The 25,553-nt window shown below is 62.5% G+C and carries 22 protein-coding genes; 15 read left to right on the forward strand and 7 right to left on the reverse strand.

What is annotated here, in order from left to right; genetic code table 11:
• Window positions 1-346: 346 nt before the first annotated feature.
• From AYR47_RS19905 to AYR47_RS19955, 11 genes are all read left to right on the forward strand, one after another.
• On the forward strand, window positions 347-1,909 hold the full coding sequence (locus tag AYR47_RS19905) for an ABC transporter substrate-binding protein (protein ID WP_061436450.1): 1,563 nt from the start codon (window positions 347-349) through the stop codon (window positions 1,907-1,909).
• Between the two features lie 2 nt (window positions 1,910-1,911).
• Entirely contained in the window at window positions 1,912-2,853 is a 942-nt protein-coding gene (locus tag AYR47_RS19910; RefSeq protein WP_033902298.1) for an ABC transporter permease, read from the forward strand.
• A complete protein-coding gene (locus tag AYR47_RS19915; protein WP_061436452.1) occupies window positions 2,850-3,728 on the forward strand; it encodes an ABC transporter permease in 879 nt (292 codons plus the stop codon). The genes AYR47_RS19910 and AYR47_RS19915 overlap by 4 nt, the downstream gene beginning before the upstream one ends.
• Window positions 3,725-5,368: an ABC transporter ATP-binding protein gene (locus AYR47_RS19920; RefSeq protein WP_061436453.1), complete on the forward strand. Its 1,644-nt coding sequence runs from the start codon at window positions 3,725-3,727 to the stop codon at window positions 5,366-5,368. The genes AYR47_RS19915 and AYR47_RS19920 overlap by 4 nt, the downstream gene beginning before the upstream one ends.
• 111 nt (window positions 5,369-5,479) lie before the next feature.
• Window positions 5,480-6,733 carry an OprD family porin gene (locus AYR47_RS19925; protein WP_016977186.1) on the forward strand — a complete coding sequence of 418 codons (1,254 nt, stop codon included), beginning with the start codon at window positions 5,480-5,482 and terminating at the stop codon, window positions 6,731-6,733.
• Window positions 6,734-6,863: 130 nt separating this feature from the next.
• Complete coding sequence (locus AYR47_RS19930) at window positions 6,864-7,982, forward strand: succinylglutamate desuccinylase/aspartoacylase family protein (protein WP_033902296.1); 1,119 nt, start codon at window positions 6,864-6,866, stop codon at window positions 7,980-7,982.
• Window positions 7,983-8,009: 27 nt separating this feature from the next.
• Window positions 8,010-9,203 (forward strand): ornithine--oxo-acid transaminase, encoded by a 1,194-nt coding sequence (gene rocD / locus AYR47_RS19935; RefSeq protein WP_051422206.1) that lies wholly within the window; start codon window positions 8,010-8,012, stop codon window positions 9,201-9,203.
• Entirely contained in the window at window positions 9,200-11,854 is a 2,655-nt protein-coding gene (gene acnA, locus AYR47_RS19940; protein WP_061436455.1) for an aconitate hydratase AcnA, read from the forward strand. The genes rocD and acnA overlap by 4 nt, the downstream gene beginning before the upstream one ends.
• The gene (locus AYR47_RS19945) at window positions 11,847-12,560 is read left to right on the forward strand and encodes a transporter substrate-binding domain-containing protein (RefSeq protein ID WP_061436457.1); all 714 of its coding nucleotides are present in this window, start codon (window positions 11,847-11,849) and stop codon (window positions 12,558-12,560) included. Before acnA ends, AYR47_RS19945 begins: the two co-directional genes overlap by 8 nt.
• A 71-nt stretch (window positions 12,561-12,631) precedes the next feature.
• Window positions 12,632-13,612 carry a Gfo/Idh/MocA family protein gene (locus tag AYR47_RS19950; RefSeq protein ID WP_033902293.1) on the forward strand — a complete coding sequence of 327 codons (981 nt, stop codon included), beginning with the start codon at window positions 12,632-12,634 and terminating at the stop codon, window positions 13,610-13,612.
• A gap of 36 nt (window positions 13,613-13,648) precedes the next feature.
• Window positions 13,649-14,278: a ribonuclease T2 family protein gene (locus AYR47_RS19955; protein ID WP_061436458.1), complete on the forward strand. Its 630-nt coding sequence runs from the start codon at window positions 13,649-13,651 to the stop codon at window positions 14,276-14,278.
• On the opposite strand, the gene AYR47_RS19960 is transcribed toward AYR47_RS19955, so the two are convergent.
• Window positions 14,275-14,712 carry an Rrf2 family transcriptional regulator gene (locus AYR47_RS19960; protein ID WP_033902291.1) on the reverse strand — a complete coding sequence of 146 codons (438 nt, stop codon included), beginning with the start codon at window positions 14,710-14,712 and terminating at the stop codon, window positions 14,275-14,277. The genes AYR47_RS19955 and AYR47_RS19960 overlap by 4 nt on opposite strands.
• A 144-nt stretch (window positions 14,713-14,856) precedes the next feature.
• Between AYR47_RS19960 and AYR47_RS19965 the strand changes: the two genes are divergently transcribed.
• Window positions 14,857-15,729 carry an NAD(P)/FAD-dependent oxidoreductase gene (locus AYR47_RS19965; protein ID WP_061436460.1) on the forward strand — a complete coding sequence of 291 codons (873 nt, stop codon included), beginning with the start codon at window positions 14,857-14,859 and terminating at the stop codon, window positions 15,727-15,729.
• Here AYR47_RS19965 and AYR47_RS19970 read toward each other — a convergent pair.
• Window positions 15,719-16,417 carry an SDR family oxidoreductase gene (locus AYR47_RS19970; RefSeq protein ID WP_061436462.1) on the reverse strand — a complete coding sequence of 233 codons (699 nt, stop codon included), beginning with the start codon at window positions 16,415-16,417 and terminating at the stop codon, window positions 15,719-15,721. The genes AYR47_RS19965 and AYR47_RS19970 overlap by 11 nt on opposite strands.
• Window positions 16,418-16,523: 106 nt before the next feature.
• On the opposite strand from AYR47_RS19970, the gene AYR47_RS19975 reads away from it, so the two are divergent.
• Both AYR47_RS19975 and AYR47_RS19980 read left to right on the forward strand, forming a co-directional pair.
• Window positions 16,524-16,958 (forward strand): winged helix-turn-helix transcriptional regulator, encoded by a 435-nt coding sequence (locus AYR47_RS19975; protein ID WP_033902288.1) that lies wholly within the window; start codon window positions 16,524-16,526, stop codon window positions 16,956-16,958.
• A gap of 53 nt (window positions 16,959-17,011) precedes the next feature.
• Window positions 17,012-18,700: a phospholipase D-like domain-containing protein gene (locus AYR47_RS19980; protein WP_061436463.1), complete on the forward strand. Its 1,689-nt coding sequence runs from the start codon at window positions 17,012-17,014 to the stop codon at window positions 18,698-18,700.
• Here AYR47_RS19980 and AYR47_RS19985 read toward each other — a convergent pair.
• The 3 genes from AYR47_RS19985 to AYR47_RS19995 all read right to left on the reverse strand — a co-directional run bounded on the left by AYR47_RS19985 (window position 18,693) and on the right by AYR47_RS19995 (window position 21,346).
• Window positions 18,693-19,286 (reverse strand): TetR/AcrR family transcriptional regulator, encoded by a 594-nt coding sequence (locus tag AYR47_RS19985; RefSeq protein ID WP_237142485.1) that lies wholly within the window; start codon window positions 19,284-19,286, stop codon window positions 18,693-18,695. The genes AYR47_RS19980 and AYR47_RS19985 overlap by 8 nt on opposite strands.
• 64 nt (window positions 19,287-19,350) lie before the next feature.
• A complete protein-coding gene (locus tag AYR47_RS19990; protein WP_061436467.1) occupies window positions 19,351-20,193 on the reverse strand; it encodes an alpha/beta fold hydrolase in 843 nt (280 codons plus the stop codon).
• Between the two features lie 133 nt (window positions 20,194-20,326).
• Window positions 20,327-21,346: an NAD-dependent epimerase/dehydratase family protein gene (locus tag AYR47_RS19995; protein WP_033902284.1), complete on the reverse strand. Its 1,020-nt coding sequence runs from the start codon at window positions 21,344-21,346 to the stop codon at window positions 20,327-20,329.
• Between the two features lie 172 nt (window positions 21,347-21,518).
• Between AYR47_RS19995 and AYR47_RS20000 the strand changes: the two genes are divergently transcribed.
• A complete protein-coding gene (locus tag AYR47_RS20000) occupies window positions 21,519-22,106 on the forward strand; it encodes a LysE family translocator (RefSeq protein WP_061436468.1) in 588 nt (195 codons plus the stop codon).
• On the opposite strand, the gene AYR47_RS20005 is transcribed toward AYR47_RS20000, so the two are convergent.
• Together AYR47_RS20005 and AYR47_RS20010 are read right to left on the reverse strand one after the other, a co-directional pair.
• Window positions 22,048-22,941: an AraC family transcriptional regulator gene (locus tag AYR47_RS20005; protein ID WP_033902282.1), complete on the reverse strand. Its 894-nt coding sequence runs from the start codon at window positions 22,939-22,941 to the stop codon at window positions 22,048-22,050. The two genes, AYR47_RS20000 and AYR47_RS20005, sit on opposite strands and share 59 nt — an antisense overlap.
• Window positions 22,942-23,004: 63 nt before the next feature.
• The gene (locus tag AYR47_RS20010) at window positions 23,005-25,467 is read right to left on the reverse strand and encodes a TonB-dependent siderophore receptor (protein ID WP_061436470.1); all 2,463 of its coding nucleotides are present in this window, start codon (window positions 25,465-25,467) and stop codon (window positions 23,005-23,007) included.
• Window positions 25,468-25,553 lie beyond the last annotated feature (86 nt).

Genomic DNA, 25,553 nt, shown 5'->3' on the forward strand with positions numbered 1-25,553 from the left:
TTGAATGCCCGCCAGCTTATCTGATGGCTACAGGTGCGCACAGATCGGTTTGGCCGATCAGGTTCATTATTTTTGAACGCATGCAAACGGCTCCAGGCCCTGATTTTTCGGTAGGCTGGAGGCAAGTCAGGACAGGCTGGGCAGGTGATCGGAAAAGCCGAGCCTGATCACTTGGAGCGTTCTTCTCAAGCTTGCTGCGTGAAGAATAAGATCGGTCCAGGAACATTCGCCAACCGTGAAGGCGACTAAAACAACAACAACTCTCCAGGTGTTCGGCCGTGCCTCTTTTTGGGTCCTGCCAGCGTCCGAACCCCATGCGTAAGGAACATTTAAGGTGCAGTTATCCATGAACAAGACTCTTATCCTGGCAGGCGCCTTGTCTGCGGCGCTGGTGGGCACTGCCCACGCTGAAAGTGTATTGAAGGTCGCGCTCAACGCTGACATCCGCAGCACCGACCCGGGTGTGAACCGCGACACCAACTCCGACGCCGTGATCATGCACATCACCGAGGGGCTGGTAGCCTTCCGCGAAGATGCCACCGTTGGCCCGCTGGTGGCTAAGGACGTGCAGGTGTCCGACGACGGCTTGCGCTACACCTTTCACCTGCGCGACGGGGTGAAGTTCCAGAATGGCAAGGCGTTGACGTCTGCTGACGTGCTGTGGACCTGGAAGCGCTTCCTCGATCCCAAGACCCAATGGCGCTGCGCCCCAGAATTCGATGGGCATGGCGGCGCCAAGATCGTCGACATGAGCGCCCCGGATCCCCTCACCGTGGTGTTCACCCTCGACAAGCCCAACGGCTTGTTCCTGACCAGCACTGCACTGCCTGAATGTGGCGGTAGCGGCATCCTGTCTGCCGATTCGCTTAACGCCGACGGCAGCTGGAGAGCCCCAGTCGGCACCGGCCCATTCCAGCTGGGTGAGTGGAAGCCCGGCCAATACGTCGAGCTGCTGCGCAACCCCAACTACACCCCGCGCGACGAAACAGAGCCCGATGGCTACACCGGCAACAAATCCACCCGCCTGGACCGCGTGCGCCTGCTGGTAATCCCGGACCCGGCCGCCGCCAAAGCCGCGCTGTTGTCGAAAAACGTCGACCTACTGATTGATGTCACCCCGCTGGACGCCACAGAGCTGGCCGCCCATTCCGGCGTGAGCGTGACCTCCAGCGGCACCATGTCGGTCAATGCCTTGCTGTTCCAGACCCGCGACCCGCTGCTTAAAGATGTGCGTTTGCGCCAGGCCATCGCCCATGCCCTGGATTCGGCGCAAATCGTCGAGGCGCTCACCGGCGGTCGCTCCAAGGCCAACAACTCGATGGTCGCCAGCGGCAGCCATTACCACAGTGCCGTCGAAGACCAGGGCTTCACCTTCGACCCGGCCAAGACTGCGCAACTGCTGCGCGAAGCTGGCTACAAGGGCGAGCCGATCAAGCTGATCGTCAACAAACGCTACGCGGCGATCTTCGACATGGGCGTGTTCGTGCAGGCCATGGCCAAGGCCAGCGGCATCAACCTGGAGCTGGAAACCCTGGAGTGGGGCACGCAGTTGGAGCGCTACCAGAGCGGCAACTACCAGATGATGGCGTTCCCGTATTCCGAGCGCCTCGACCCGGCCTTGAGTTTCGACTCGATGACCGGCGACAAGGACAAGGAATCACGCAAGGTCTGGGACAACCCCCAGGCCCGCGAGTGGCTGCGTGAAGCCCAGCGCGAAGGTGACATCAGCAAGCGCCAGGCGCTGTTCGATCAACTGCACCAGCAGATGATCAAGGACGTGCCGATGATCCCGATGTACAACGGCAACGCGATTGCCGCCAGCCGTGACTACGTCAAGGGCCTGCGCACCTGGCCGGTGTCCAAGCCGCGCTTGTGGACCGTCAGCGTCCCCGCCGCCGGGAGTAATTGAGGATGTTCCGTTTTATCTCCCAACGCCTGGCGATGTCGGTGCCGACCTTGCTGCTGATCTCGCTGATGGTGTTCGCGATCATCCGCCTGGTGCCCGGTGACCCGGCCCTGCTGATGCTTGGCGACATGGCCGACGCCCACAGCCTGGAGGTGGCGCGTGCGTCGCTGGGGCTGGACCAGCCGCTGCCGGTGCAGTTTGTGATCTGGCTCAAGGCGGTGCTCAGCGGTGACCTTGGGCATTCGATCACCACCAATGAGGCGGTGTTGCCGCTGATCCTGGATCGGTTCCAGATGAGTGCCGGGATTGTCTTGGTGTCGGTGTTGTTGGCGGCCTTGATTGCGGTGCCGGCGGGCTTGCTGTCGGCGTGGAAGCAGGACAGTGCGCTGGACTTCGGCGTGGTGTCGACGGCGACGCTGTTGCTGTCGATCCCCAGTTTCTGGCTTGGCTTGCTGTTGCTGTATGCCTTCGGCATCAAGCTCGGCTGGTTGCCGGTGGTGGGTTATGTGTCGTTCGGCCAATCGCCGTGGCAGGCCTTGAGTTTTATCGTGCTGCCGATTGTCACCCTGACCTTGGTTGAACTGGGTGCGATCACGCGGATGGCACGGGCCAGTGCCATCGAAGTGCTGCGCCTGGAGTACATCACCCATGCCCGCGCCAAGGGCCTGTCGGAGCGGGCGGTGTTGTGGCGCCATGCGTTGCGCAACTCGTTTGCACCGACCTTGACCCTGATCGGCCTGATCCTTGGCAACCTGCTCAGCGGCATCGCTGTGCTGGAAACCGTGTTCACCCTGCCGGGTATCGGCCGCCTGATGGTCGACGCCATCTACGCCCGGGACTACCCGGTGCTGCAAGGCTGCCTGCTGCTGGTGACCTTTGTCTATGTGCTGGTCAACCTGTTGGTGGACCTGCTGTACCCGCTCTTCGACCCCAGGGTTAAGTTATGAATAAGCCACTGCCTGTTGCACCCGAGGTGCTGTTGCCCGCACCGATGCGTGCCCCCAGGGCCTGGCGCGTGCCGCCGTTGAACGCGCTGATCGGTGCGTTCCTGTTGGGCTTGCTGTTGATCATGGCCGCGCTCGGCCTGGTGTGGACGCCCCATGACCCGCTGGCGCTGAACCTGCTGGCACGTTTGCAGGCGCCGACCGCCGCGCATTGGCTGGGCACTGATGAATACGGCCGCGATGTGTTGAGCCGCCTGATGATCGGCGCACACACCAGCCTGTGGGTGAGTGTGCTGACGGTGAGCATGGCGATCATCGCCGGAACCTTTCTCGGCTTGCTCGCCGGTTTCCTGCGCGGCTGGGTCGACCGTGGCCTGATGATGGTCAATGACGCGTTGCTGGCGTTCCCCGGCATCCTGTTGGCCCTGGGCCTGATGGCGATCATCGGCCCGAGCCTGTATGGCATCGTCTTTGCCCTGAGCCTGGCCTATACGCCGTCGGTGGTGCGGGTGGTGCGCGGCACCGTGCTGTCGCTGCGGGAGAAGGAGTTCGTCGAAGCCTCTCGGGTGATTGGTAACTCGGAGCTGTACACCATGCTGCGTCACATCGCGCCGAACTGCGTCGCGCCGGTGTGCGTGCTGGCCACCAGCATGTTCGGCTGGGCGATCCTTGCCGAGAGTTCGTTGAGTTTCCTCGGCCTGGGCGTACCGCCACCGGCGGCGACCTGGGGCAACATGCTCGCGGCCAGTCGGCCGTACATCGCCACGGCCAGTTGGCTGGGGTTGTTTCCCGGTGTCTGCATCGCCATGGCGTTGCTGGCGTTCAATCTGTGCGGCGACGCCTTGCGTGACCGCCTTGATCCACGGATGAGTAAATGAGCATGACTGACGTATTACTGGCAGTCGATCACCTGAAAATCCGCATCGGCGCCCACGGCCCGCTGGCGGTCAATGACCTGAGCTTCACCATCGCTCCCGGCGAAATCGTCGCCTTGGTGGGCGAGTCCGGCAGCGGCAAGACCATGGCCGCCCGCGCCGCCATCGGCCTGTTGCCGCCACCGCTGGAACACTGCGGCGGCCAGGTGCGCTTCCAGGGCCATGACCTCAACAGCCTCAAGCCCGAGCAACTGCGCGAGCTGCGCGGGGCCAAGATCGGCATGGTGTTCCAGGAACCCATGGTGTCGCTGAATCCGTCCATGAGCATCGGCGAGCAAATGGCCGAGGGCCTGCGCCTGCACACCAAACTGACGGAAGCGCAGATCCGCGAACGCAGCGTGGAGATGCTCGGCCATATCGGCATCAACGACGCCGAACGCTGCCTGAGCGCGTTCCCCCACGAGTTCTCCGGTGGCATGCGCCAGCGCATCATGCTTGCCTCGGTGATGCTGCTGCGCCCGGCGCTGCTGATTGCCGACGAACCCACCACCGCGCTGGATTGCCTGGCGCAATTGGACGTGTTGAAGCTGATGCTCGACCTCACTCGCGAGCAGGGTACGGCGATTCTGTTCATCAGCCATGACCTGTCCCTGGTGGCGCGCTACGCCCATAAGGTGGTGGTGATGCGTGAAGGCCGCGCAGTGGAGCAGGGCACCATCGAACAGATCCTGCTGGCGCCCAAGGCCGACTACACCCGGCAGTTGCTGGAAGCATTGCCGCGTCGCGGGGTACTGGCGGACTTGCCCCAGGCCGACGGCCCGCTGCTGACGGTCAAGGACGTGTGCATCGAGCATCCTGGCCCGCGCAGCCTGTGGGGCCGCACCGCGTTCAAACGCGTGGTGCATTCGGCCAACCTCACCATTGCACCGGGGGAGACCCTGGCGCTGGTGGGCGGCAGCGGTTCGGGCAAGACCACCCTTGGACGCGCCATTGTCGGCCTGAACAAAGCCTGTGCCGGTGCTATCGAGTTTGAAGGAGTGGACATTCTCAAGTCCGGCAACCGCGAACATCGCCTGCAATGCCAGATGATTTTCCAGGACCCGTACTCGTCCCTCGATCCGCGCATGAAAATCGGTGACATCCTCGCCGAACCGTTGCGCCATGTGCCCGGCATGAGTGCCGAGCAGAAGCGTGAACGGGTCACCAAGACCTTGCTGGACATCGGTTTGGCCGAGCAGTTTGTCGACCGCTTCCCGCACCAGCTCTCCGGTGGCCAGCGCCAGCGTGTCGCGATTGGCCGCGCACTGGTGCGTCATCCTCGATTGGTGATTGCCGACGAGCCGATTTCGGCGTTGGACATGACCATCCAGAAGCAGATTCTGGAGCTGTTCGAACGCCTGCAGGCGCAATACGGCTTTGCCTGCTTGTTCATCTCCCACGACCTGGCGGCGGTGGAGCGCATCGCTCACCGGGTGGCGGTGATGAGCGAGGGCAGGGTGGTGGAAATGGGCGCCCGCGATGAAATTTTCGACCGCCCGCAACACCCTTACACCCGCAAGTTGCTGGCCGCTGCCAGCCCCTTGGAGAAGCTTGAAAACGGTGGCTACCGCATCCGCCAGGGCCCCGTACCGCTAGCGCTGTAACCCAGGACTGACTTTGCCCGCCGCGCAAATCCCGGATTTGCGCGAACGGCGAAGCCATGCCCGAAGAACAATAAAAACACCCCAAACCCCACACTGCCAGGAGCTAAAAAAATGAAAAAATCCCTGACTCAACTCATCACCGGCGTTGGCGTCGTGAGCAGCGGGATGATCCCGTTCGCCGCCCATGCCGACTTCATCAAGGACAGCAGCGGCACGCTGGAATTGAAGAACTACTACTTCAACCGTGACTACCGTGAAGAGGCCAGCCAATCGGTGCGTGCCGAATGGGCCCAAGGCTTTTTGCTGGGGATCAAGTCGGGCTTTACCGACGGTACCGTGGGCTTTGGCCTGGATGCCATCGGCATGCTTGGCGTGAAACTCGACTCCAGTCCGGACAAATCCGGCACCGGCCTGCTGCAGCGTGACAGCGACAAACGCGCTTCCGACAGCTATTCCAAACTGGGCGTCACCGCCAAGGCCCGCTTGGCCAAGAGCGAGCTGCGCGTGGGTTACCTGGTGCCGGACCTGCCGACCCTGCAACCCAACACCAGCCGCCTGTTTCCGCAATCCTTCAGCGGTACGCAACTGGTATCCAACGACATCAGCAACCTCAAGATCAGCCTCGGCCAACTGGACCAGGCCAAGGACCGCGACTCCACCAACTACGAAGACATGAAGCTGACCACCATCAGCAAGGTCTACAAAAGCACGGCCCTGAGCGACCAGTTCCGTTTTGCCGGCGGTGATTACTCGCTGACGCCCAACACCTTGCTCAGCTACCACTATGCCGAGCTGGACAGCATCTACCACCAGCAATATGGCGGCTTCAAGAACAGCTTTGGCCTGGGGCCGGGCAACCTGAAGACCGACGTGCGCTACTTCAAGGCCGACAAGGACGGTGCGGGCCTGGCCGGTAACGTTGATAACCGTGCCTTGAGTACACGCCTGACCTACCAGTACGGCGGTCACAGCATCGGCGGCGGCTTCCAGCAGCAGTACGGCACCACGCCGTTCACCTACCTTGATGGCTCCATCAGCTACCTGTTCACCGAATACCAGTTCACCAACTTCACCCAGACCAAGGAACGCGCCTGGCATGCGCGCTACGACTACAACTTTGCCGACCTTGGCCTGCCGGGCCTGTTGTTCGGCATCAAATACGCCAAGGGTGATTCGGCTGAAGTGATCGGCTTCAACGGCGAAGGCCGTGAATGGGAGCGCGACCTGGACATCAGCTACGTGGTGCAGACCGGCCCGTTCAAGGGCGTGTCGATGCGCTGGCGCAACGCCCTGGCCAAGGGCAACTTCTACAACGACGTCAACGAAAATCGCGTGCTGCTGGGCTACACCCTGGCGCTCTGGTAACCACAGGTGGGGCGGCCTGGGCTGATCGGTTTTGCAGATCAAGATAGCCCCGGCCGCCCTTACAGGCGATCACCCGGTCTCGTTAGTATTTTCTCAAGTTCCGTCACTCGAATATCGAGACTTCTGCGTTATGAAACTTAATCAACACCCCTTGCTGCAAGCGACACAAGGTACCCACAGGCACGTGGAGAGTGAGCATTACGGTGCAGTGGGTGCCGGTCGGAAAATCTACATCCAGGCGGCATTGCATGCCGATGAAACCCCGGCGATGTTGGTGGCAGCGCATCTGCGCCGGCAACTCGCAGTGTTGGAAAATGCCGGCCGCCTGAACGCGCAGATCGTGCTGGTGGCGGTCGCCAACCCGGCCGGCCTGGGCCAATACATCCTGGGTGCGCCCAGTGGCCGTTTTGAACTGGGCAGCGGGCGCAACTACAACCGTGGATTCCCGGTGCCTTATCAGGCCATCGCCGAAAAAATCGAGTTCCGGCTCGGCCAGGACATCGACGCCAACCGCGCGCTGATCCGCCAGGCCTGGGGTGAGTGCCTGCGCGCCGCTCAGCCGATGGATGAGTACCAGTCGCTGCAACAGACGCTGATGCTGCTGGCCCACGATGCCGACATCGTGCTCGACCTGCATTGCTCCCGCGAAGCCGCAATGCACCTCTACACCGGCGAGGCGGTGTGGCCGACCATCGAGCCGCTGGCCCGTTACATCGGTGCCGAGGCGACCTTGTTGGCGACCGACTCCCAGGCCAATTCCTTCGACGAAGCGCTGTACCTGCTGTGGGTCAACCTGCGCGAGCGTTTTGGCGCGCGTTTCCCGATCCCGGACAGCAGCATCGCAGTGACGGTCGAGCACCGTGGCCAGCGTGATGTGTCTTACGAGCTGGCGGACCATGACGCCACCGCGATCATCGATTACCTGACTCACCTGGGTGCCATCGAAGGCACGCCACGCCCGCTACCAGCGCTGCGCAGCCCAGCCACGCCGCTGGCGGGCAGCGAGCAGTTCTACGCACCGAGTGCCGGGGTGCTGGTGCACCGTGCGGCGGTGGGCAGCCGGATCGAAGCAGGGCAGGCGCTGTTCGATATCGTCGACCCCCACAGCGGCAAGACCGTCACGGTCAACAGTCACAACACCGGTGTGCTGTACATGCGCCGTGATGTGCGGTTTGTGAAACCGGGGGACCCGCTGGGTCGCGTCTCCGGGGCTACACCGATTCGCAGCGGCAAGCTGCTCAGCGCTTGATCAGATATCTACTAGGCAGGACTCTCCATGCACTCCAACCCGGCAATCACCCTCGAAAACCAATTCTGCGCCCATAACTATTCGCCACTGCCGGTGGTCATCGTCAAGGGCGAGGGCGTCTGGGCCATTGGCGATGACGGCAAGCGCTATCTGGACATGATGTCGGCCTATTCCGCCGTCAGCCACGGCCATGTGCACCCGCGCATCCGCGCCGCCGCCGTGGCGCAGATCGACAAGATCAGCGTGGTGTCGCGCGCGTTCTACAGTGAGCCGCTGGGCAATTTCCTCAAGGCGCTGTGCCGCCTCAGCGGCTTCGATTCCGCGCTGCCGATGAACAGTGGTGCCGAAGCGGTGGAAACCGCGATCAAGGCGGCGCGCCGCTGGGGTTATCGGGTCAAGGGCATCGCTGCAAACCAGGCGAAGATCGTGGTCGCCGACAACAACTTTCACGGGCGCACCTCGACCATCGTTGGCTTCTCGTCCGAACCGGACTACAAGGCCGACTTCGGGCCGTTCTGCAACGGTTTCACCGAGGCACGCTTTGGCGATATCGAGAGTTTCCGCCAGGCGATCACCGCCGACACTTGCGCGGTATTGATCGAACCCATCCAGGGCGAAGCCGGTATTCGCGTGCCACCGGCCGGGTTTCTGCGCGAGCTGCGAAAACTGTGCGACGCGACCAATACCTTGCTGATCCTCGATGAGATCCAGTCGGGCCTGGGCCGTACCGGCAAGTGGTTTGCCTTCCAGCATGAAGGCATTCGCCCGGATGCGCTGATCCTCGGTAAAGCGCTGGGCGGCGGGATCATGCCGGTGTCGGCGTTTTTGGCGGATCACTCGATCATGGACCTGTTCGATGCCGGCAGCCACGGCTCGACCTTTGGTGGCAATCCGTTGGCCGCCGCCATCGGCCTTGAAGCCCTGAACGTGCTCGAGGACGAAGGTTTGATCGACAACAGCGCGCAGCTCGGCCATTACCTGGTGGAACGTCTCAAGGCGATGAATTCCCCTGCGATCCAGGAGATTCGCGGGCGTGGGCTGTGGGTCGGCGTGGAGCTGGACCGCGACGCACGCCCCATCTGCGAAGCCCTGCTCGCCGAAGGTCTGCTGACCAAGGAAACCCACGAAAACGTGCTGCGCATCGCGCCGCCGTTGTCCATCACCCGCGACGAATTGGAGTGGGGCCTGGTCCGTATCGAACGGGTTTTTGCGCAGCTATGAGCACCTTTCTCAACCATTTGCACATCGACGGGCAACGTTACGCCTATATCGACCTGTATAAGCTGCTGACGCCAGCGCAATTGCACCGGCTGCCGTATTCGCTGCGCATCCTGCTGGAAAACATCGCCCGTTGTGCCCCGGCCTCATTGCCTGCCGTGCTTTCGCGCGCCACCGGAAACGGGCCTGATTGCGAGGTGCCATTCCAGCCCAACCGCCTGATGTTCCACGACACCACGTGCTTGCCGGCCCTGGCGGACTTTGCCGGGATGCGCGATGTGGTGGCGGAGCTCGGCGGTGACCCTATGGCGGTGAACCCGGCGATTCCGGCGGTGCTGACCATCGACCATTCGGTGATTGTCGAGCACTACGCCGAAGCGGGTGCGGTAGAGGCCAACCTGGACATCGACTTTCGCCGCAACAGCGAGCGCTACCGTTTTATCAAGTGGGCCCAGGCCAGTCTGGACAACTTCAACGTGATTCCGCCGGGCACGGGGATCATCCACCAGATGAACATGGAGTCCGTCGCACAGGTCGTTTGGGAGAGCACTGCGTCCGACGGCGGCGTGCTGCTGCACCCGGACTGCATGGTCGCCACCGACAGCCACACGCCGATGATCAATGCCATCGGAGTGTTGGGCTGGGGTGTGGGTGGGTTGGAAGGGCAGGCGGCGATGCTGGGCGAGCCGGTGCCGATTCCGTTCCCGCAGGTGGTGGGAATTCGCGTGAGCAATGCCTTGCGTCCCGGCGTAACGGCGACGGACTTGGCGCTGACCGTGACCGAGTTGCTGCGTCGGCGCAGCATGGTCGGCAAGTTTGTCGAGTTCACGGGGCCGGGGTTGGCGTCCTTGAGTTGGGCGGCGCGAGGCACGGTGGCGAACATGGCGCCGGAGTATGGCGCGACGGTGGTGTTTTTCCCGTTTGACGACGAGACCTTGTCTTACCTTGAGTTGAGCGCGCGGCCGAAGCCGTTGTTGGCCAAGGTCACGGCCTATATGGCGGCGCAGTCGTTGTGGCGCCAGGAAGGGGAGCCCGAGCCGCAGTTCGATGAATTGATCGAGCTGGACCTGGCGCAGGTGGAACCGAGCGTGGCCGGGCCGCATCAGCCCCATCAGCGTCAGTCGCTGGCGGCGGCCGGTGCCTCGTTTCACCAGCACGTGAAGGGCGAGGCCGGTCAGCAGTTTTTCGCACCATCGTTTGATGCGCCGCTGACCCATGGTGCGGTGGTGATGTCAGCGATCACCAGTTGCACCAACACCGCCAACCCGGCGCAGATGATCCAGGCCGGGTTGCTGGCGCGCAATGCGCGGGCACGTGGCGTGGGGCGCAGGCCGTGGGTGAAGACCTCGCTGTCGCCGGGCTCACGGGTAGTGGCGGACTACTTGGAAGCGGCAGGCTTGCTGGAGGATTTTGCCGCGCTGGGTTTTGACTTGGCGGGCTTTGGTTGCATGACTTGTATTGGTAACTCCGGCAGCCTCGAAGCGCATGTGGAGGCCTTCGCCGAGCAGGGGCTAAAGGGCGTGGTGGTGCTGTCGGGCAATCGCAATTTCGAGGGACGGGTCAACCCCAAAGTACCGGCCGGTTACCTGGCATCGCCCGCGGTGTGCGTGGCCTATGCGATTGCCGGGAGCATCGACATCGACCTGTCCAGTCAACCGCTGGCGCTGGATGCCCAGGGCCGGCCGGTGTACCTGCATGAGCTGATGCCCAGCGATGCCGAAGTGTCCGCGCAAGTCGCCGAAGTAGTGCGCCCGGCGCTGTTCCAGCAACGCAATGAGCTGCTCTGGCAGGGCACGCATCACTGGCAGGCGCTGGAGGCCGAAGGCAGCGTGCAGTTTGCCTGGCATCCCGGCTCTACCTATCTACGCCGCCCGCAGTACCTGGCGGACGTACAGCCGTTGCCGGTGCCGCGTCTTTCGGTACGTAACGCCAAGGCCTTGGTGGTGCTGGGCGACAACGTCACCACCGACCATATCTCCCCGGCGGGCACCATCCCGGCGCAGAGCCTGGCCGGTGCCTGGCTGCGTGAAAGGGGCGAGGCCGAGGCGGATTTCAACCAGTACTCGACCCGGCGCAGCAACCACGAGGTGATGGTGCGTGGCGCCTTTACCAACCCGCGCCTGAACAACCTGTTGGACCCAACGCAAGCGCCGCGCCAAGGCGTGTGGGCGTGGGACGCCGACCACACGGAGTATCAGCCGCTGTATCTGGCTGCGCAAAGCTACGTGGGTACGCCTACTGTGCTGTTTGCCGGGATCAACTACGGCGCTGGCTCCAGCCGCGATTGGGCGGCCAAGGTCCTCAGTCTGCTGGGCATCAAGGCGGTGGTGGCGCGCAGCATCGAGCGCATTCATCGCAGCAACCTGATCGGCATGGGGGTGTTGCCGTTGGTATTCAACGATGGGGGAACCGTGCAGGACTTGGCACTCGACGGCAGCGAGCGCCTGACTTTCCTCGGCCTGGATAACCTGCAGGTGGGCGCAAACCCGATTACGCTGCAGATCGATCGCGTCGACGGTGGTCTCACCCAATGCAGTCTGGTGTTGCGCCTCGACTCGCTGCAAGAGCTTGGTTACCTTGTGCACGGCGGCGTGCTGCCGTTTGTGATCCGCAAGACCGTGCAACGGACCCGCCAAGGAGCGCTTGATGATTGACACCCGCGTACTGCAACAATTGGCCCCCGATGGCGTGCTGCGCGCCGCCATCAACTTCGGCAACCCGGTGCTGGCGCAACGTGGTACGAACGCAGAGCCCCAGGGTGTTTCCGTGGCGCTGGCCAAGGCGCTGGCTGCAGAGCTGGGTGTCGAATTGGAGCTCATCACGTTTGAGGCGGCGGGTAAGGTATTCGCGGCCTTGGCCGAGGACGTCTGGCGCGTGGCGTTCCTGGCTATCGAGCCGGTGCGTGAAAAGGAAATCGCCTTCAGCGCGCCGTATGTGGCGATCAAGGGCACGTATCTGGTGGCAGCGGACTCACCTTTTACGCACGTCGCGCAACTGGATGCGCCGGGCCGGCGCATCGCCGTCGGCCAGGGTGCGGCCTACGATCTGTACTTGAGCCGAACGGTCGAGCATGCCGAATTGGTACGCGCGCCGACCTCGGCCGCAGCGGTGGATTGGTTTATCGAACAAGGCCTGGATGCGGCGGCAGGGGTGCGGGACTTCCTGCAAACCCAGATCACCGCGCAAAGGCGTTTGGTGCAGGACGATTTCATGACCATCCGCCAAGCCATGGCCGTACCGGTGGCGCACGCAGCCGCTGCCGCGTTCGTCAGGTCCTTTGTCGAACGGCAGAAAGAGAATGGTGGGGTGAAGCGAGGTCTGTTGGCCAGTGGCCAAAGCGCTGAACTTGCCGCAGGTTGATCATGAGGGATGGCGCATAAGCGGAGGGATGTGGATACTGCCCGATTGATCAAAACGCACGAGGAGAGCAGATGAGCAGCGTACGCTGGGGCATGATCGGCTGTGGCAGTGTCACTGAACTGAAGAGTGGACCGGCTTTCTACAAAGCGCCAGGTTCTGCGCTGGTGGCCGTGATGGGGCGCCGCGAAGAAGCCGTGCGTGATTATGCGGCACGCCATGGTATTGCACGCTTCTACACCGACGCCCAGGCACTGATCAACGACCCTGAAGTGGATGCCGTCTACATTGCCACGCCGCCCGACAGTCACCTCGAATACAGCCTGATGGTGGCGGCGGCCGGCAAGCATTGCTGCGTCGAGAAACCGATGTCGCTGAATGCCGAGCAGAGCGCCTTGATGCAGCGCACGTTCGAACGTGCCGGGTTGCATCTGTTTGTTTCCTATTACCGCCGTTCGCTGCCGCGCTTCCAGCAAGTGCGCGACTGGCTGCGAGATGGGCGTATCGGTGAGCTGCGCCACCTGACCTGGACCCTGTGCAAGCCACCGGCTGCCCACGACGCCAATGCCGCCAACTGGCGGACCGACCCGAGCGTGGCCGGGGGCGGTTATTTTGCCGACCTGGCGAGCCATGGCTTTGACCTGTTCCAGTACCTGGCCGGCGATATCATCGAAGTGTCCGGTTACACCTCGCGCCAGGAAGGCCGTTACGCGGCGGAAGATGCCGTGACGGCCAGCTGGCGCTTCGCGTCCGGCGCGCTGGGCATGGGCTGCTGGAACTTTGTGGCGGACCGTCGTGAAGACCGGGTGGAACTGATCGGCAGCCGTGGGCGTATCCAGTTCTCGGTCTTTGAGGACCAGCCCCTGCACCTTGAAGGCGAGACGCAGGAGGTGCTGGAAGTGCCGTGCCACGCGCATATCCAGTGGCATCACGTATTGGCGATGAACGCGCATATTCGCGGCGAAGCCGAGCATCCGTCGTTGGCCATCGAGGCGCTTAAGACCGATCGGATCCTGGACAAGGTGCTACAACGTAACCCCCATCACCCCGGCTAGGCACGATAGGGTTTTCTTTTTCCAAGGAATAGACGGATGAAATACTGGATAGCGGTGTGGCTGGTCCTGGCCACCAGTGCAATGGCGGCCCCGCGTAGCCAAGGCACGCCGGGGGAGTTTGATTTTTATGTGTTGTCGTTGTCGTGGTCGCCGACCTTTTGCCTGACGCACCCGGACAACGAACAGTGTTCAGGCAAGGGCTACGGGTTTGTGTTGCACGGCTTGTGGCCGCAGTACGCGCGGGGAGGGTGGCCGGCGTCGTGCTCGCCGCAGACACAGTTGAGCCGTGAAGAAATCGAGAAAGGTGCGGCATTGTTCCCGACCCGTTCGTTGCTCAGGCACGAATGGGCCAAGCATGGCACCTGCAGCGGCCTGGAGCCGTTGGCCTATTTGCAAAAGACCGATGAGGCGCTGGGCGTGGTGAGCATTCCGCAGCAATTGCAACCGTTCAATACGCCGCCCGCATTGCAGGCCAGTGAGATCGAGGCGCTGTTTCGTGAGAGCAACCCGCGCATGGGCAACCATGGGCTGGCGGTGATCTGCAAAGGCAAGGTGTTCTCGGAAGTACGGGTGTGCCTGAGCAAGGACCTGGCGTTTACCGGCTGCCCGCGCAGTGTGAAAACCCAGTGCCGCGACGGTGATATCCGCATCCCCACCCAGCGCTAAAGCAGCATCGCCAGGCGATAGCGCTCATCAAAATCTTCGGCCAATTGCGCCAAGGTGACTTGGCCCAGGCGCTCCAGCAGCAGCGCCTGGGCTTGCTCGAAGGCCTGCGTCAGCGCGGCGTTCACCGCTTGTTCCACCAGGCATTGCGGGTGGTCGGTGGACAAACCGATAGCAAATATCGAGGGTGTACCCAGGGCGTTGTGAATCTCCAGCAGGGTGATTTCACTCAACGGCTTGCCCAGGCTCCAGCCACCTTGATGGCCCTTTTCCGAACGGACGTAACCCTTTTCCTTGAGCAGCCCGAGCGTGCGCCGTACCACCACCGGGTTGGTGCCGAGCATCTGCGCGATGGTTTCCGACGTGGCGCGCTCTTCATGGCGACCCATATGGATCAGCACGTGGAGCATGCGCGAAAGGCGGGTGTCATTTCTCATCAAGGGGCCTCGGTTCATTCAAGCCGAAAGTATCGTTCGTAACCCTAAAAGTTGCGAGACGCTTGACGAGCTATTTTTACGTAACTTATGGTGTGTCGTGAAAGCCCTCGGATAACCGAGGGCACACAACATGGGGTCATTTTCATGATGTACGACGTGATTATCGTGGGTGGCAGCTACGCGGGCCTGTCTGCCGGCCTGCAACTGGCGCGGGCGCGGCGCCAGGTACTGGTGATCGACTCGGGGCAGAGGCGCAATCGCTTTGCGGCCACCTCCCACGGTTTTCTCGGCCAGGACGGCCAGGCGCCGGAGATGATCGCTGCCGAAGGGCGCAGCCAATTGATGGAGTACCCGACGGTCACGTGGGTGCAGGACCGCGTGGTTCAGGCGAAAGGTTGCAGCGTTCGCACCGAATACAACGGTGCGTTCCAGGCCAAGCGCCTGATCCTCGCCACCGGCGTTGTCGACGAGTTGCCCACTATCGAAGGCCTGCAAGAACGTTGGGGCAAGCACGTATTCCACTGCCCGTACTGCCACGGCTATGAGCTGGATCAAGGGCGCATCGGCGTTCTCGCCACCTCACCGCTGGCCATGCACCATGCGCTGATGTTGCCGGACTGGGGCACCACTACGCTGTTCACCAATGGCGTGTTTACCCCGGATGCCGAGCAACAAGCGCAGTTGGATCGACGTGGGGTCAGCGTGGAAAACGCGGCGGTACGGCGTATCAGCGGTGAGCGCGCCGACCTCGAACTGGACGATGGTCGAGTCTTCAACCTCGACGGCATCTTCACGATGTCCCGCACCCGCATCAGCCCCTTGGCCGAGCAGCTGGGTTGCGAATTGGCCGACGGCCCCACTGGCCCTTACCTGCACACCAACGACATGCGCCAGACCTCCGTGCCTGGCGTGTTTGCCTGTGGTGATACGTCGCTGGCCGCCGGTTCCGTCGCGCTGGCCGTGGCCGAAGGCGTGCGCGCCGGGGTGGGCGTGCACTTTTCGTTGATCAATGGTTGAGGTAGACCGGGCTGTCGGTGGACAACGAGGCTTTGACCCCGTGGGTCATGTCGGTGATCAGCACTTCTTCACGCTCGTCGCTCAAGGCTTGCAAGGTGAGGGCGACCACTTCCTGGGGCGTACTTTTCGGGGCTTGCACGTCGGCCACCATGTCGGTGTCGATGTAGGCCGGGTGCACGCCGATCACCAGGGTATTCTGCTCACGCAACTCGCCGCGCAGGCCGTTGGTCAGGCCCCACTGGGCGGACTTGGAGGCGCTGTAGCCACCGGCGCCCGGAGGGCTCAGCCAGCTCAGAACCGACAGCACATTGATCAACGCACCGCCGCCTTGCTTGGCCAGGATCGGCGCAAAGGCACGGCTGACGCGCAGGGTGCCGAAGGTGTTGACGTCGAAGTGCTGTTGCAGGTTCTCGACGCTGTCCTCCGCCAACAATGAGCCGTACTTCAGGAACCCCGCGTTGTTGATCACGATATCCACGTCCGTGCACTGCTCGGCGGCGCATTGCACGCTGGCCTGATCGGTGATGTCCAGGGCAATCGGCGTGCTGCCGGGGATGTTGACGCTGCTGGGGTCGCGCGCACCGGCGTAGACCTTGGCCGCGCCGCCTTCGAGCAAGGCAATGACGAACGCTTTGCCCAGGCCGCGATTGGCACCGGTAACCACTACCACTTTTCCACGAATATCCATGATCAGCTCCAGGTTACAAATTAGGTTTAATGATGAAACTGTTTTTATCCTGTGCCTGTTGGTCCTATAATGCAACCTAATTTTACAGCTGCCTGGAGGGCCGACGATGAAACGCAAATGCCTGGAAGGCGATTGCTGCCCAGTGGCGCGCGCCCTGGACGTGGTGGGTGACTGGTGGACGCTGTTGATCATCCGCGATGCATTCGCCGGGGTGACTCGCTTCGGAGATTTCCAGAAGCACCTGGGCGTGGCGAAAAACATCCTTGCCACCCGCCTGAAGGACATGGTCGAGCAAGGCTTGCTGCAAACCAGCGAAGTCGGCGCGCGCAGCGAATACCAGCTCACCGACAAGGGCCGCGCATTGATGCCGGTGTTGGTGACACTGGCGCAGTGGGGCCAAGCCTTCACCGAGCCTGAACATGTCGGCACCCAGGTACTCGATGCACGCTCGCTCAAGCCGCTGCGCAATGTCGAGATCCTCGCCGAGGACGGGCGGGTGTTGGGTATTGACGATATTGTCACTCAAGCGCCACTGGCTTGATCCGGCGCAGGCGCTAGACTCCAAGCACCGTCTCCCATTGGAAGGGACATCGCTTGAGCGCCGATTTCGAGAGCAAGACCACGTTCCAGGGGTTGACCTTCAAGCTGTACCGAGGAGAGGGCGCCGCACTGCTGGCGTTCGACCTGGCGCAGGACCTGGCCACCCCTGACTTTGTCGGCTTCAGCATCGAAGTGCGCTACCCCGGCGCCACCCATTGGGGCGTGCTGCACAACCGCCTGCACTTCGATTACCCACCCACGCCCGAACGGCCGCGGACTTTTCCGTCCACCGAGGCGCCCTTCCAGAAATTCCGCTGGATCCACGTACCCAGTGAGATCCTGCCAGGCTTTTTCCGCTACCGCGTCACCGCCTGCTACATGGGGGCTGACGGCACGCTGAGCAAGGGTGTCGGGGTGGAAGGGCAGGTGAGCCTCGAAGCGCAGATCATCAGCCAATTCGTCAATATCGGTTTTACCCGAGGCTTTGCGTCCTCCCAGGCCTACGGCGACCGTTTCGACAATGAAACACGTATCCTGCCACCGGCCCGTTCCGCCCCCAGTGCCTACCTGGAGCTGGACATGGCGCCTTTCGAGCGCAACTACCAATGGTTGGGTTTTGAGGCTCGGCTGTTGATTCTGCAGGTGCTGGACCAGGTGGCGAACGACCCGGAGTTGACCCTCGACGCACTGATCTACGAAAGCAAGGAGCCGGACATCCTGCGCCGCCTGGAGCAACTCGGCCCGCGCCTGCGTGCAATCATCGATGACCATGGCGACCAGGGCGCCGCCGACAGCTGCGAGAGCATCAGCGCCGCTCGCTTGAGTACTGCCGGGGCGCAGATCAAGCGCCTGCATTTCTCCAGTCAGCAGCACAACAAAGTGTTGATTGTGCGCCGCGCCGGCAAGGCGATCCGGGTGCTCGGTGGTTCCACCAACTTTGCTTTGCGCGGCTTGTATATCCAGGCCAATAACGTGCTGTTGTTTGACGACGAAACGGTCGCGGGCAAGTTCGCCGAAGTCTTCGACGCTTATTGGACCTCACCCACGACGTTCCGCAAGCACCCGCTCTCGCAACAGTGGTGGGTGGTGCGTGACGAGCCGGGCTCCAAGGTATCGCTGTGTTTTGCGCCGCATGCCGACAGCGCGTTGTCCCTCGACCCCATCGCCACCAGCATCGAAAACGCCACCAGTTCGGTGCTGTATTCCATAGTGTTCCTGAGCCTGATCAACGGCAAAGTGCGCACAGCACTGGACGAGCTGATGCAGCGCGCACTGTTCTCCTACGGCGTGGCCCAGCGCACCGGCAAGCTGGCCGTGCGCAAGCCGGACGGTTCGGTGGGGCTGTTGCCGTTCGCCTACCTGGCGAGCAACGCCCCGGCGCCGTTCAAGTCGGAGTGGTCGGGCAATGCGGGGAACATGGTGCACAACAAGTTTGTGGTCACGGACTTCAATGGCGCCAACCCCACGGTGTACACCGGTTCATCCAACCTGGCCGGCGGTGGAGAGAAGAACAACGGCGACCACCTGATCCGCATCGAAGACCGCAAGATCGCCGTGGTGTATGCCATCGAGGCGTTGCGCCTGTTCGACCATTTCCACTTTCGCGTCAATGCCAGCCAGCCTGGCGCGCTGCAAACCCTGCGTCTGGCCAAACCTCCGGCTGCGGGTGAGAAAGCCTGGTTTGACGCCTACTATCGCCCCGGCCATGTGAAGGCGCGGGACCGCGAACTGTTCGTCAAATAGGCCCCGGCTGGCCGTCCACCAACTGTTGGAACAACGGCGTCAGCAGGTCGATCAACACCTGCGGATCGGCCTTGGCCAATGCCGACAGTTCCAGCATCTGGCGCATCACCTGGAAGCCCGACACCAGCGCCATCACCAGCGCTGCGCGCTCTTCGTGATGGGCGCCCTTGAGCGCGGCGGCCATGGTCGCCTGATGGCCCTTTTCCACTTGCTCGCGGCCGATGATCGCCGCGCGTTTGCTGGACGCCGAATGCAGCATGATCTGGAAACCTTCCAGCGGCGTGCTGCCGGCTTCGGTGATGCTGACCAGTGCGGTAGCCATCGTGCGGCCGAGGTTTTCCGAGCTGAGATTGTTCTCGGTGAGGATGATCGGACTGGCCATGGTGTCGGCGATCACTTCGGCAAACAGCTGCTCCTTGGAGCCGAAGTAGCGGTTGACCAGCATTGCCGTCACGCCCGCGCCAGCGGCGATTTCGCGCACCCCGGCACCGTCATAGCCCGACTGGGCAAACGCCTTGCGTGCGGACAACAAAATGGCTTCGCGGGTGACGGCGGCATTGCGCCGGCGTGGAATGGGGTTGGGCATTGGCATCCTGACGTGGCTGGAAACTGTGGGCGCACACACGGTGCGCGCCGACAGGGTACAGGGTCTATTTGCTGTCGAGGAAGCCCAGCAGTGCGGCATTGAACAACGCCGGGTCTTGCAGGAAGGCAAAGTGACTGGTGTTCGGCAGGATCAGCAGGCCAGCACCGGGGATGGTTGCGGCCATGTACTCGGTGTGTTCGCGCTTGATCGCTTCGTCATGGTCGCCGTCGGCAATCAGGATCGGCGTCTTGATGCTTTGCAGTTGCGCGTCAGTCCAGTTCGGTTGGCTGGCCCACATATGGCTGATTTGCTCGACGAACGCGTCGTACTCTTTTGGCGTCGGCGACAGCTTGGCGTACTCCTTGCCCGCGCGTTCGATGAAGGCGGCGAAGGTCGGGTTTTTCTCCACACCGTCTTTTACGCCGGCGGTCTGGGTGTTGGCGGCGAAGGCGAACACTTTGCCGATACGGTCCGGATGACGCAGGGCCAGGTCGATGCCGATGATCGCGCCGTCGCTCCAGCCGACGATGTCGGCGCGGGGGATTTTCAGGTGGTCGAGCACGGCCACCACGTCGTCGGCCATCAGGTCGTAACCGTAGGGTTTTTCATCCCGCGAACTGCGCCCGTGGCCACGGCTGTCGATGCTGATCACCGTGTGTTTGGCCGACAGCGCCTTGACCTGGTTGCCCCAATAGTCGGAGTTGGACAGGCCGCCGTGCAGCAGCACCACCGGCGAGCCGTGGCCGGTGCGGGTGTAGTAGACCTTGATGCCGTTGACGGCAGCGTAGCCGGTCTTGGCGCCGGCCACGGCGGCGGGCGTTGGCGGCAGGGTTTCCCAGCGTTCAGCGGCTTGAGTAGCGGAAAAAGACAGCATCAGGCAGGCAGCTGCCAGCAGGCGACGTGACATAGCGGTTCCTTGTTTGCGATGAGTAGGGGCTGAACTCTAGCACCAGCGCCGGCACCGGAAATACGCATTTTTGCCTATCAAAACCGACCGTTTGAAAGAAAAAAATGCAGTTATATCAACGGAATAAAAGCGTCTAAACGACCTTGTGGGCGATCAGGCTATTGGCACAATCGATCAGCGTCTCGCTGCTGGGGCGCGGCTGCCAGCCCAGCATCACGCGGGCTTTTTCTGCGGTGTGGCGGTGTTGGCGGCCAAGGTTGGGGGTGAGGCCGCGCAGCAGCGGATCGAAACGTGCCAGCAGGCGCAGCAGCCAATCCGGGATGTTACGGCTGGGCACCTTGTTGGCGGCGTCGCCCAGGTGGTCGCGCAGTATCTGGGAAATTTCTGCCATCCACAGGAACTGCCCAACCCCCAACAGCCGCTGTCCGGCGGCGGCCGATGCGGTCATGGCGCGGATATGCAGGGCGGCGAGATCGCGTACATCCACCACTTCGAAGCCCAGGCGCGGGTTGCCTTTGGCGCGACCTTGCAACAGGCGGGCGATGACTTGCACGGACCCGAGGGTGTCGGCGCTCATGATCGGGCCGAACACCGCACCGGGGAGCACGGTGGTCAGTGTGGTCGGGCCGGTCTGTTTGTGCATGAAGTCCCACGCGGCACGCTCGGCCTGGCGCTTGGCGTGGCGATACGGGGTCACGTGGGTTTCATTGGGGTCGAACCACACGGACTCGTCGCTGAGGCTGTCGGGACTCTGCAAGGGTGGGGTGGCGACGGTGGCGGCGCTGGTCATGACCACCCGGCGAACACCCGCGTGGGTTGCTGCACGCAGGACACGCAAGGTCCCGTCCCGCGCCGGGGCAACCATGTCCTCCAGGTGTTGTGGCGCATCCAGGCCCAGGGGCGAGGCGACGTGCAGCACGTAGTCGCAACCGGCCATGGCCGCGCTCCACCCTTCATCGCGAGTCAGGTCGGCGGCAAAACAGGTGAGTCGGGTGTGATCGATACCCTGGCCGCTCAAGGCGGCGCGCAGGGCCGGTTCCTTGGCCAGGCTGCGCAAGCTGGTGCGCACGTCATAACCCTGTTGCAACAGGCCTGCCAGGCACCAACCGGCGATGTAGCCCGTGCCTCCGGTGACCAGAACCGTTTCCGCCATGACCTTTCTCCCGCCTGTGTGAATGAATTCATCCTGACTTTAGGGCTGAAATCGCTATAAGTCTACAGATGTATACAAAATTCTCCGAAGAGGGGCATTTTGTTCAATACCCCGATCCTTTTGCTCTTTACCGTAACGTCATTGTCACTCGTTCGAATAAAAGGGAACTGCAATGAGCTTGATCATTTCCATGGCCGCCTTCGCGTTGGCCACTTCCATCACGCCGGGACCGGTGAATGTGGTGGCGCTGAGTTCGGGGGCGCGTTTCGGGTTTGTCGCCAGCCAGAAACATGTGGTTGGCGCTGCTGTGGGGTTCACCTTGTTGCTGGTGCTGATTGGCCTGGGCCTGCATGAGGTACTGGTGCGCTGGCCGATCCTGACCCAACTGATCCAGTGGGGTGGAGTGGCCTTCCTGCTGTACATGGCTTGGAAGCTGGCGGTCGACGATGGTCGAGTGGATGCCGAGGGCACTGCCACCGCACCCTCGATGCTGTATGGCGCGATCATGCAATGGCTCAACCCCAAGGCGTGGCTTGCCTGTGTGGCGGGGATGGGGCTGTTCGTCGCGGACGGCGACGCCGCGCAAGTCTGGCTGTTTGCGGCGCTTTACCTGGTGATCTGCTACCTGTCGGTGGCTTGCTGGGCCTATGCGGGAACCTTCCTGCGCCGCTACCTGGGCAATCCCCAGGGCGTGCGGGTGTTCAACCGTTCAATGGCCGCGTTGCTGGTGGCCAGTGTGGGTTATTTGCTGATGGCGTGAGCCGGTCGCGGTACTGCCCCGGCGTGGCGGCGAAATGCTGTTTGAAGGTGCGCTGGAAATGCGCCTGGTCGGCGAAGCCTGCGGCCAGGGCTACATCGGCGATCAACTCGCCCTGGCGCAATTGCGTACGGGCAAAATGGATGCGCTGGTTGACCAGGAACGCATGGGGCGTGAGGCCGTAATACTGCTTGAAGGCCCGGATCAGGTAGGACGGTGACAGCTCGGCCGCACCGCAGATATCTTCGAGTTTCAGCGCCTGGGTGCAGTGCTCTCGGATGTACTCGGCGGCCCGCTCCAGCCTTTGGTTGACCTCGCGCAGCGGGGTATGGGAGGGGTTGAGTCGCTGCTGTACTTCGCTGAAGTAGCTCACCAAAGCGCTTTGTTTTTTCAGGTGCTCGGCCTGTTCATCCACCAATATCCGGTACAACGCCAGCAGGCCCTGGTACAGCACCGGGTCCTGGGTGTAAGGCGTGTTGAAGGGCCGGTAGCCCTGGTCAGCACTGAAGCCCAACTGATGCTGCAAATCCGTCAGCCAGGGCGTGTCGAGGTACACCATCTGATAGGACCACGGCTCATTGGCGATGGGATTGCACGCGTGCACGTCGCCGGGGTTCATCAACACCACGGTGCCGGCGCTGATCTCAAAGGTGTCGACGCCATAGTGGTAGTAGCTGCGGCCGGTTGTCACTGCACCAATGGAAAAGTGCTCGTGCGCGTGTCGGGTATAGGTCACCTTGCGCCCATCGTCGATGGTGCGTGCCTCGATGAAGGGCAGGCGCTCGTCGCGCCAGAAGCGCGGCGAGCGTGAAAGATGAGCGCGGTTGTGCATCGACATGGCGGCGGTTGCCTCCCTTGAGCGAGTGCAGGGATCATTACACACACCGCCAGTGCCGTCAGCTCAGAAGTCCCACTTGGTCGCCAGTTGCACGCTACGCGGCTCGCCATAGAAGCCCGTACCGAAGTTACCCAGGCCGGTGTAGTACTTTTTGTCGAACAGGTTCTTCACGTTGAGCGTGGTGCTCAGGTGCTCGTTGAAGCGGTAGCGCGCCATCAAGTCCACCAGGTAGTAGCTGTCCTGGGTGATCCGCGAGTTATGGCCGAAGTTGACGGTGTCGGCCGGATCGGGCTGGAACACATTGCCGAAGAACTCGCTCTGCCAGTTCACGCCGCCGCCCACGGTGACGTTCTGCAGGGCGCCGGGCAGGCGATAGGCGCTGAACAGGCGTACCACTTGCTGCGGCGTGGTGGTTTGCAGCACCGAGCTGTAGACGTAGCCATCATTGGCATCGCGGGTGTGCTGGTAGGTGTAGCCGGCGGAAAGGTTCCAGCCGTCCAGCACTTCACCCGACAGCTCTGCTTCGAAGCCCTTGGTGGTGGCGCCGGCAATAGGGCGGTACACCGAGTCGGTCTCGAAGCCCGAGACATACTCGGCGACGTTGTCCTGCTCGATGCGGAACGCGGCAAAACTGGCGTTCAGGCGGCCCTCGTAGAACGCGGCCTTGATCCCGGCTTCGTAGGTTTCGCCTTCGATCGGGTCGAGCAATTTGCGGTCCGCGTCCTTGCTGGTTTGCGGACGGTAGATTTGCGTGTAGCTGGTGTAGACCGACCAGGTGTCGTTGAGGTCGTAGACAATCCCCGCGTACGGCGTGACCACGCCGCTCTGATGATACGTGGTGCGATTGTCGGTCTTGGTCGGGTCGTAGAAGTCGGTGGTGTCGGCGCCACTGAAATTGCTGACGCGGGTGCCGAGGATCACCGACAGGTCATCGGTGGGTTTCAGGCGCGTGGCCAGGTAGGCGCCGGTCTGGCGTTGCACGATGTCGTTCTGGCCGCTGCGTGGGATATCCGGCTTGGCGTACTCGCCGCGCCAATCGAAGATGCTGCCGCCCACCGCGGGGTAGATCGAGCCATACACTGGTACGTCCTGCTTCGAACGGGTGGCCATGAAGCCCATGATCAACTCGTGCTCGCGACCAAACAGACTGAACGGCCCGCTGAGGTTGACGTCCAGGGTGTTCTGCACCTGATCGCCCTTGTACTTGCCCATGAACATGTACATGTTCTCGCCGCTGACCGGGTCCGGGTTGCCGCCGCTGGCGGAGGCGAGCAGGGTGTCGTGCTGGCTGCGCTTGCGGTCGAGGCTGACCTTGAGCGACCAGTCGTTTGCCAGCTTTTGCTGCACCGAAGCGAAGAGCGTCTGGTTCTGGAAGTCGCGACGGCTCCAGTCGGCCGCCGGGTTGAACGAGCGCGAGAAGTTCGTGCGCGAGCCGTCGCTGAAGTACATCGGGAAACCGGTCCAGCTGGCGCCGCGTGAGCGGGTGTTCTGCTGGTCGATGCCGAAGGTCAACAGCGTGTCGGGCGTAAGGTCCGCCTCAAGGATGCCGTAGGCGATGTCCTTGGTGTTCTGGTAATGGTCCAGGTACGACTGGCGGTCCTGATACACACCGACAAACCGTCCACGCACATTGCCTGATTCGGTCAGCGGGCCGGAGATATCGCCTTCGGTGCGGTAGTTGTCCCAGGAACCGAAGGTCTGGGTCACCGAGGCCTTGAACGCTGCCGTAGGTTTCTTGCGGATCAGGTTGACTGTGGCGGACGGGTCGCCGGAACCGCTCAACAGGCCAGCCGAACCCTTGATGATTTCCAGGTGGTCATACACCGCCATGTCGGTGCTGGTGGTGCCGTAGTCATACACGCCGTCGTAGGTGGAGTTGACGCCGTCGTACTGGAAATTGGTGATTGGCAGGCCACGGCTGGAGAACTCCCAGCGCTCACTGTCGTAGTTCTGCACGCTCACGCCGGGGGCGCGGCGCAGGGTGTCGGCGATGCTGTTGGAGCCTTGGTCATCCATCTGCTGGCGGGTGATCACGGTGACCGATTGCGGGGTCTCGCGCATCGACAGTGGCAGGCCGGTCGCCGAGGCCATGGAGCCAGTGGTGTAGGAGCGGGTGTCTTCGGTGGTGGCGCCGAGGTCCTGGCCGGAGATAGTCGTGGCGCCCAGTTCGAGGGCGCTGGTATTGGCCGGGATCTGTTCCAGCACATAGCCGTTGTTGCCTTGGGGCAGGGCCTGCAAACCGCTGCCCTGCAACAAGCGCTGCAACCCGGCTGCCGGGGTGTAGCTGCCATTCAGGCCGGGGCTGATCTTGCCGGCGGCGAGGTTGTTGTGGCCGGCGATGTAAATACCGGACTGCTCGGCAAAGCTGTTCAGCACACTGATCAGGGAGCCGGCGGCAATGCGATAGCTGCGGCTGGCTTCCTGGGTCGAGGGCGACTCGGCGGCTTGCAGCGTCGGTGTGCCAAGGCAAAACAGCGAGGTAGCCAGCGCCAATGGGCGCAGCGCGAAGCGAGCAGGTTGCGACATGGATGTTTCCCTTTGGATCAAATCGATCGGCGAAATGAAGCGTCTGCAGGGTTAACCGAACGAGTTTTCAAAAAGGGAACTGGCGG

This window comes from Pseudomonas azotoformans (assembly GCF_001579805.1).
Classification (GTDB): domain Bacteria; phylum Pseudomonadota; class Gammaproteobacteria; order Pseudomonadales; family Pseudomonadaceae; genus Aquipseudomonas; species Aquipseudomonas azotoformans_A.

What these genes read in the sequence shown, in the direction of transcription:
- acnA (WP_061436455.1), top strand. Translation starts at nt 9,200, where the DNA reads ATGAGCACCTTTCTCAACCATTTGCACATCGACGGGCAACGTTACGCC.
- AYR47_RS20005 (WP_033902282.1), bottom strand. Translation starts at nt 22,941, where the DNA reads ATGTCGATGCACAACCGCGCTCATCTTTCACGCTCGCCGCGCTTCTGG.
- AYR47_RS19915 (WP_061436452.1), top strand. Translation starts at nt 2,850, where the DNA reads ATGAATAAGCCACTGCCTGTTGCACCCGAGGTGCTGTTGCCCGCACCG.
- AYR47_RS19945 (WP_061436457.1), top strand. Translation starts at nt 11,847, where the DNA reads ATGATTGACACCCGCGTACTGCAACAATTGGCCCCCGATGGCGTGCTG.
- AYR47_RS19975 (WP_033902288.1), top strand. Translation starts at nt 16,524, where the DNA reads ATGAAACGCAAATGCCTGGAAGGCGATTGCTGCCCAGTGGCGCGCGCC.
- AYR47_RS19990 (WP_061436467.1), bottom strand. Translation starts at nt 20,193, where the DNA reads ATGTCACGTCGCCTGCTGGCAGCTGCCTGCCTGATGCTGTCTTTTTCC.
- AYR47_RS19950 (WP_033902293.1), top strand. Translation starts at nt 12,632, where the DNA reads ATGAGCAGCGTACGCTGGGGCATGATCGGCTGTGGCAGTGTCACTGAA.
- AYR47_RS19965 (WP_061436460.1), top strand. Translation starts at nt 14,857, where the DNA reads ATGATGTACGACGTGATTATCGTGGGTGGCAGCTACGCGGGCCTGTCT.
- AYR47_RS19970 (WP_061436462.1), bottom strand. Translation starts at nt 16,417, where the DNA reads ATGGATATTCGTGGAAAAGTGGTAGTGGTTACCGGTGCCAATCGCGGC.
- AYR47_RS19910 (WP_033902298.1), top strand. Translation starts at nt 1,912, where the DNA reads ATGTTCCGTTTTATCTCCCAACGCCTGGCGATGTCGGTGCCGACCTTG.
- AYR47_RS19905 (WP_061436450.1), top strand. Translation starts at nt 347, where the DNA reads ATGAACAAGACTCTTATCCTGGCAGGCGCCTTGTCTGCGGCGCTGGTG.
- AYR47_RS19955 (WP_061436458.1), top strand. Translation starts at nt 13,649, where the DNA reads ATGAAATACTGGATAGCGGTGTGGCTGGTCCTGGCCACCAGTGCAATG.
- AYR47_RS19995 (WP_033902284.1), bottom strand. Translation starts at nt 21,346, where the DNA reads ATGGCGGAAACGGTTCTGGTCACCGGAGGCACGGGCTACATCGCCGGT.
- AYR47_RS19960 (WP_033902291.1), bottom strand. Translation starts at nt 14,712, where the DNA reads ATGAGAAATGACACCCGCCTTTCGCGCATGCTCCACGTGCTGATCCAT.
- AYR47_RS19930 (WP_033902296.1), top strand. Translation starts at nt 6,864, where the DNA reads ATGAAACTTAATCAACACCCCTTGCTGCAAGCGACACAAGGTACCCAC.
- AYR47_RS19985 (WP_237142485.1), bottom strand. Translation starts at nt 19,286, where the DNA reads ATGCCCAACCCCATTCCACGCCGGCGCAATGCCGCCGTCACCCGCGAA.
- AYR47_RS20010 (WP_061436470.1), bottom strand. Translation starts at nt 25,467, where the DNA reads ATGTCGCAACCTGCTCGCTTCGCGCTGCGCCCATTGGCGCTGGCTACC.
- AYR47_RS19925 (WP_016977186.1), top strand. Translation starts at nt 5,480, where the DNA reads ATGAAAAAATCCCTGACTCAACTCATCACCGGCGTTGGCGTCGTGAGC.
- AYR47_RS20000 (WP_061436468.1), top strand. Translation starts at nt 21,519, where the DNA reads ATGAGCTTGATCATTTCCATGGCCGCCTTCGCGTTGGCCACTTCCATC.
- rocD (WP_051422206.1), top strand. Translation starts at nt 8,010, where the DNA reads ATGCACTCCAACCCGGCAATCACCCTCGAAAACCAATTCTGCGCCCAT.
- AYR47_RS19920 (WP_061436453.1), top strand. Translation starts at nt 3,725, where the DNA reads ATGAGCATGACTGACGTATTACTGGCAGTCGATCACCTGAAAATCCGC.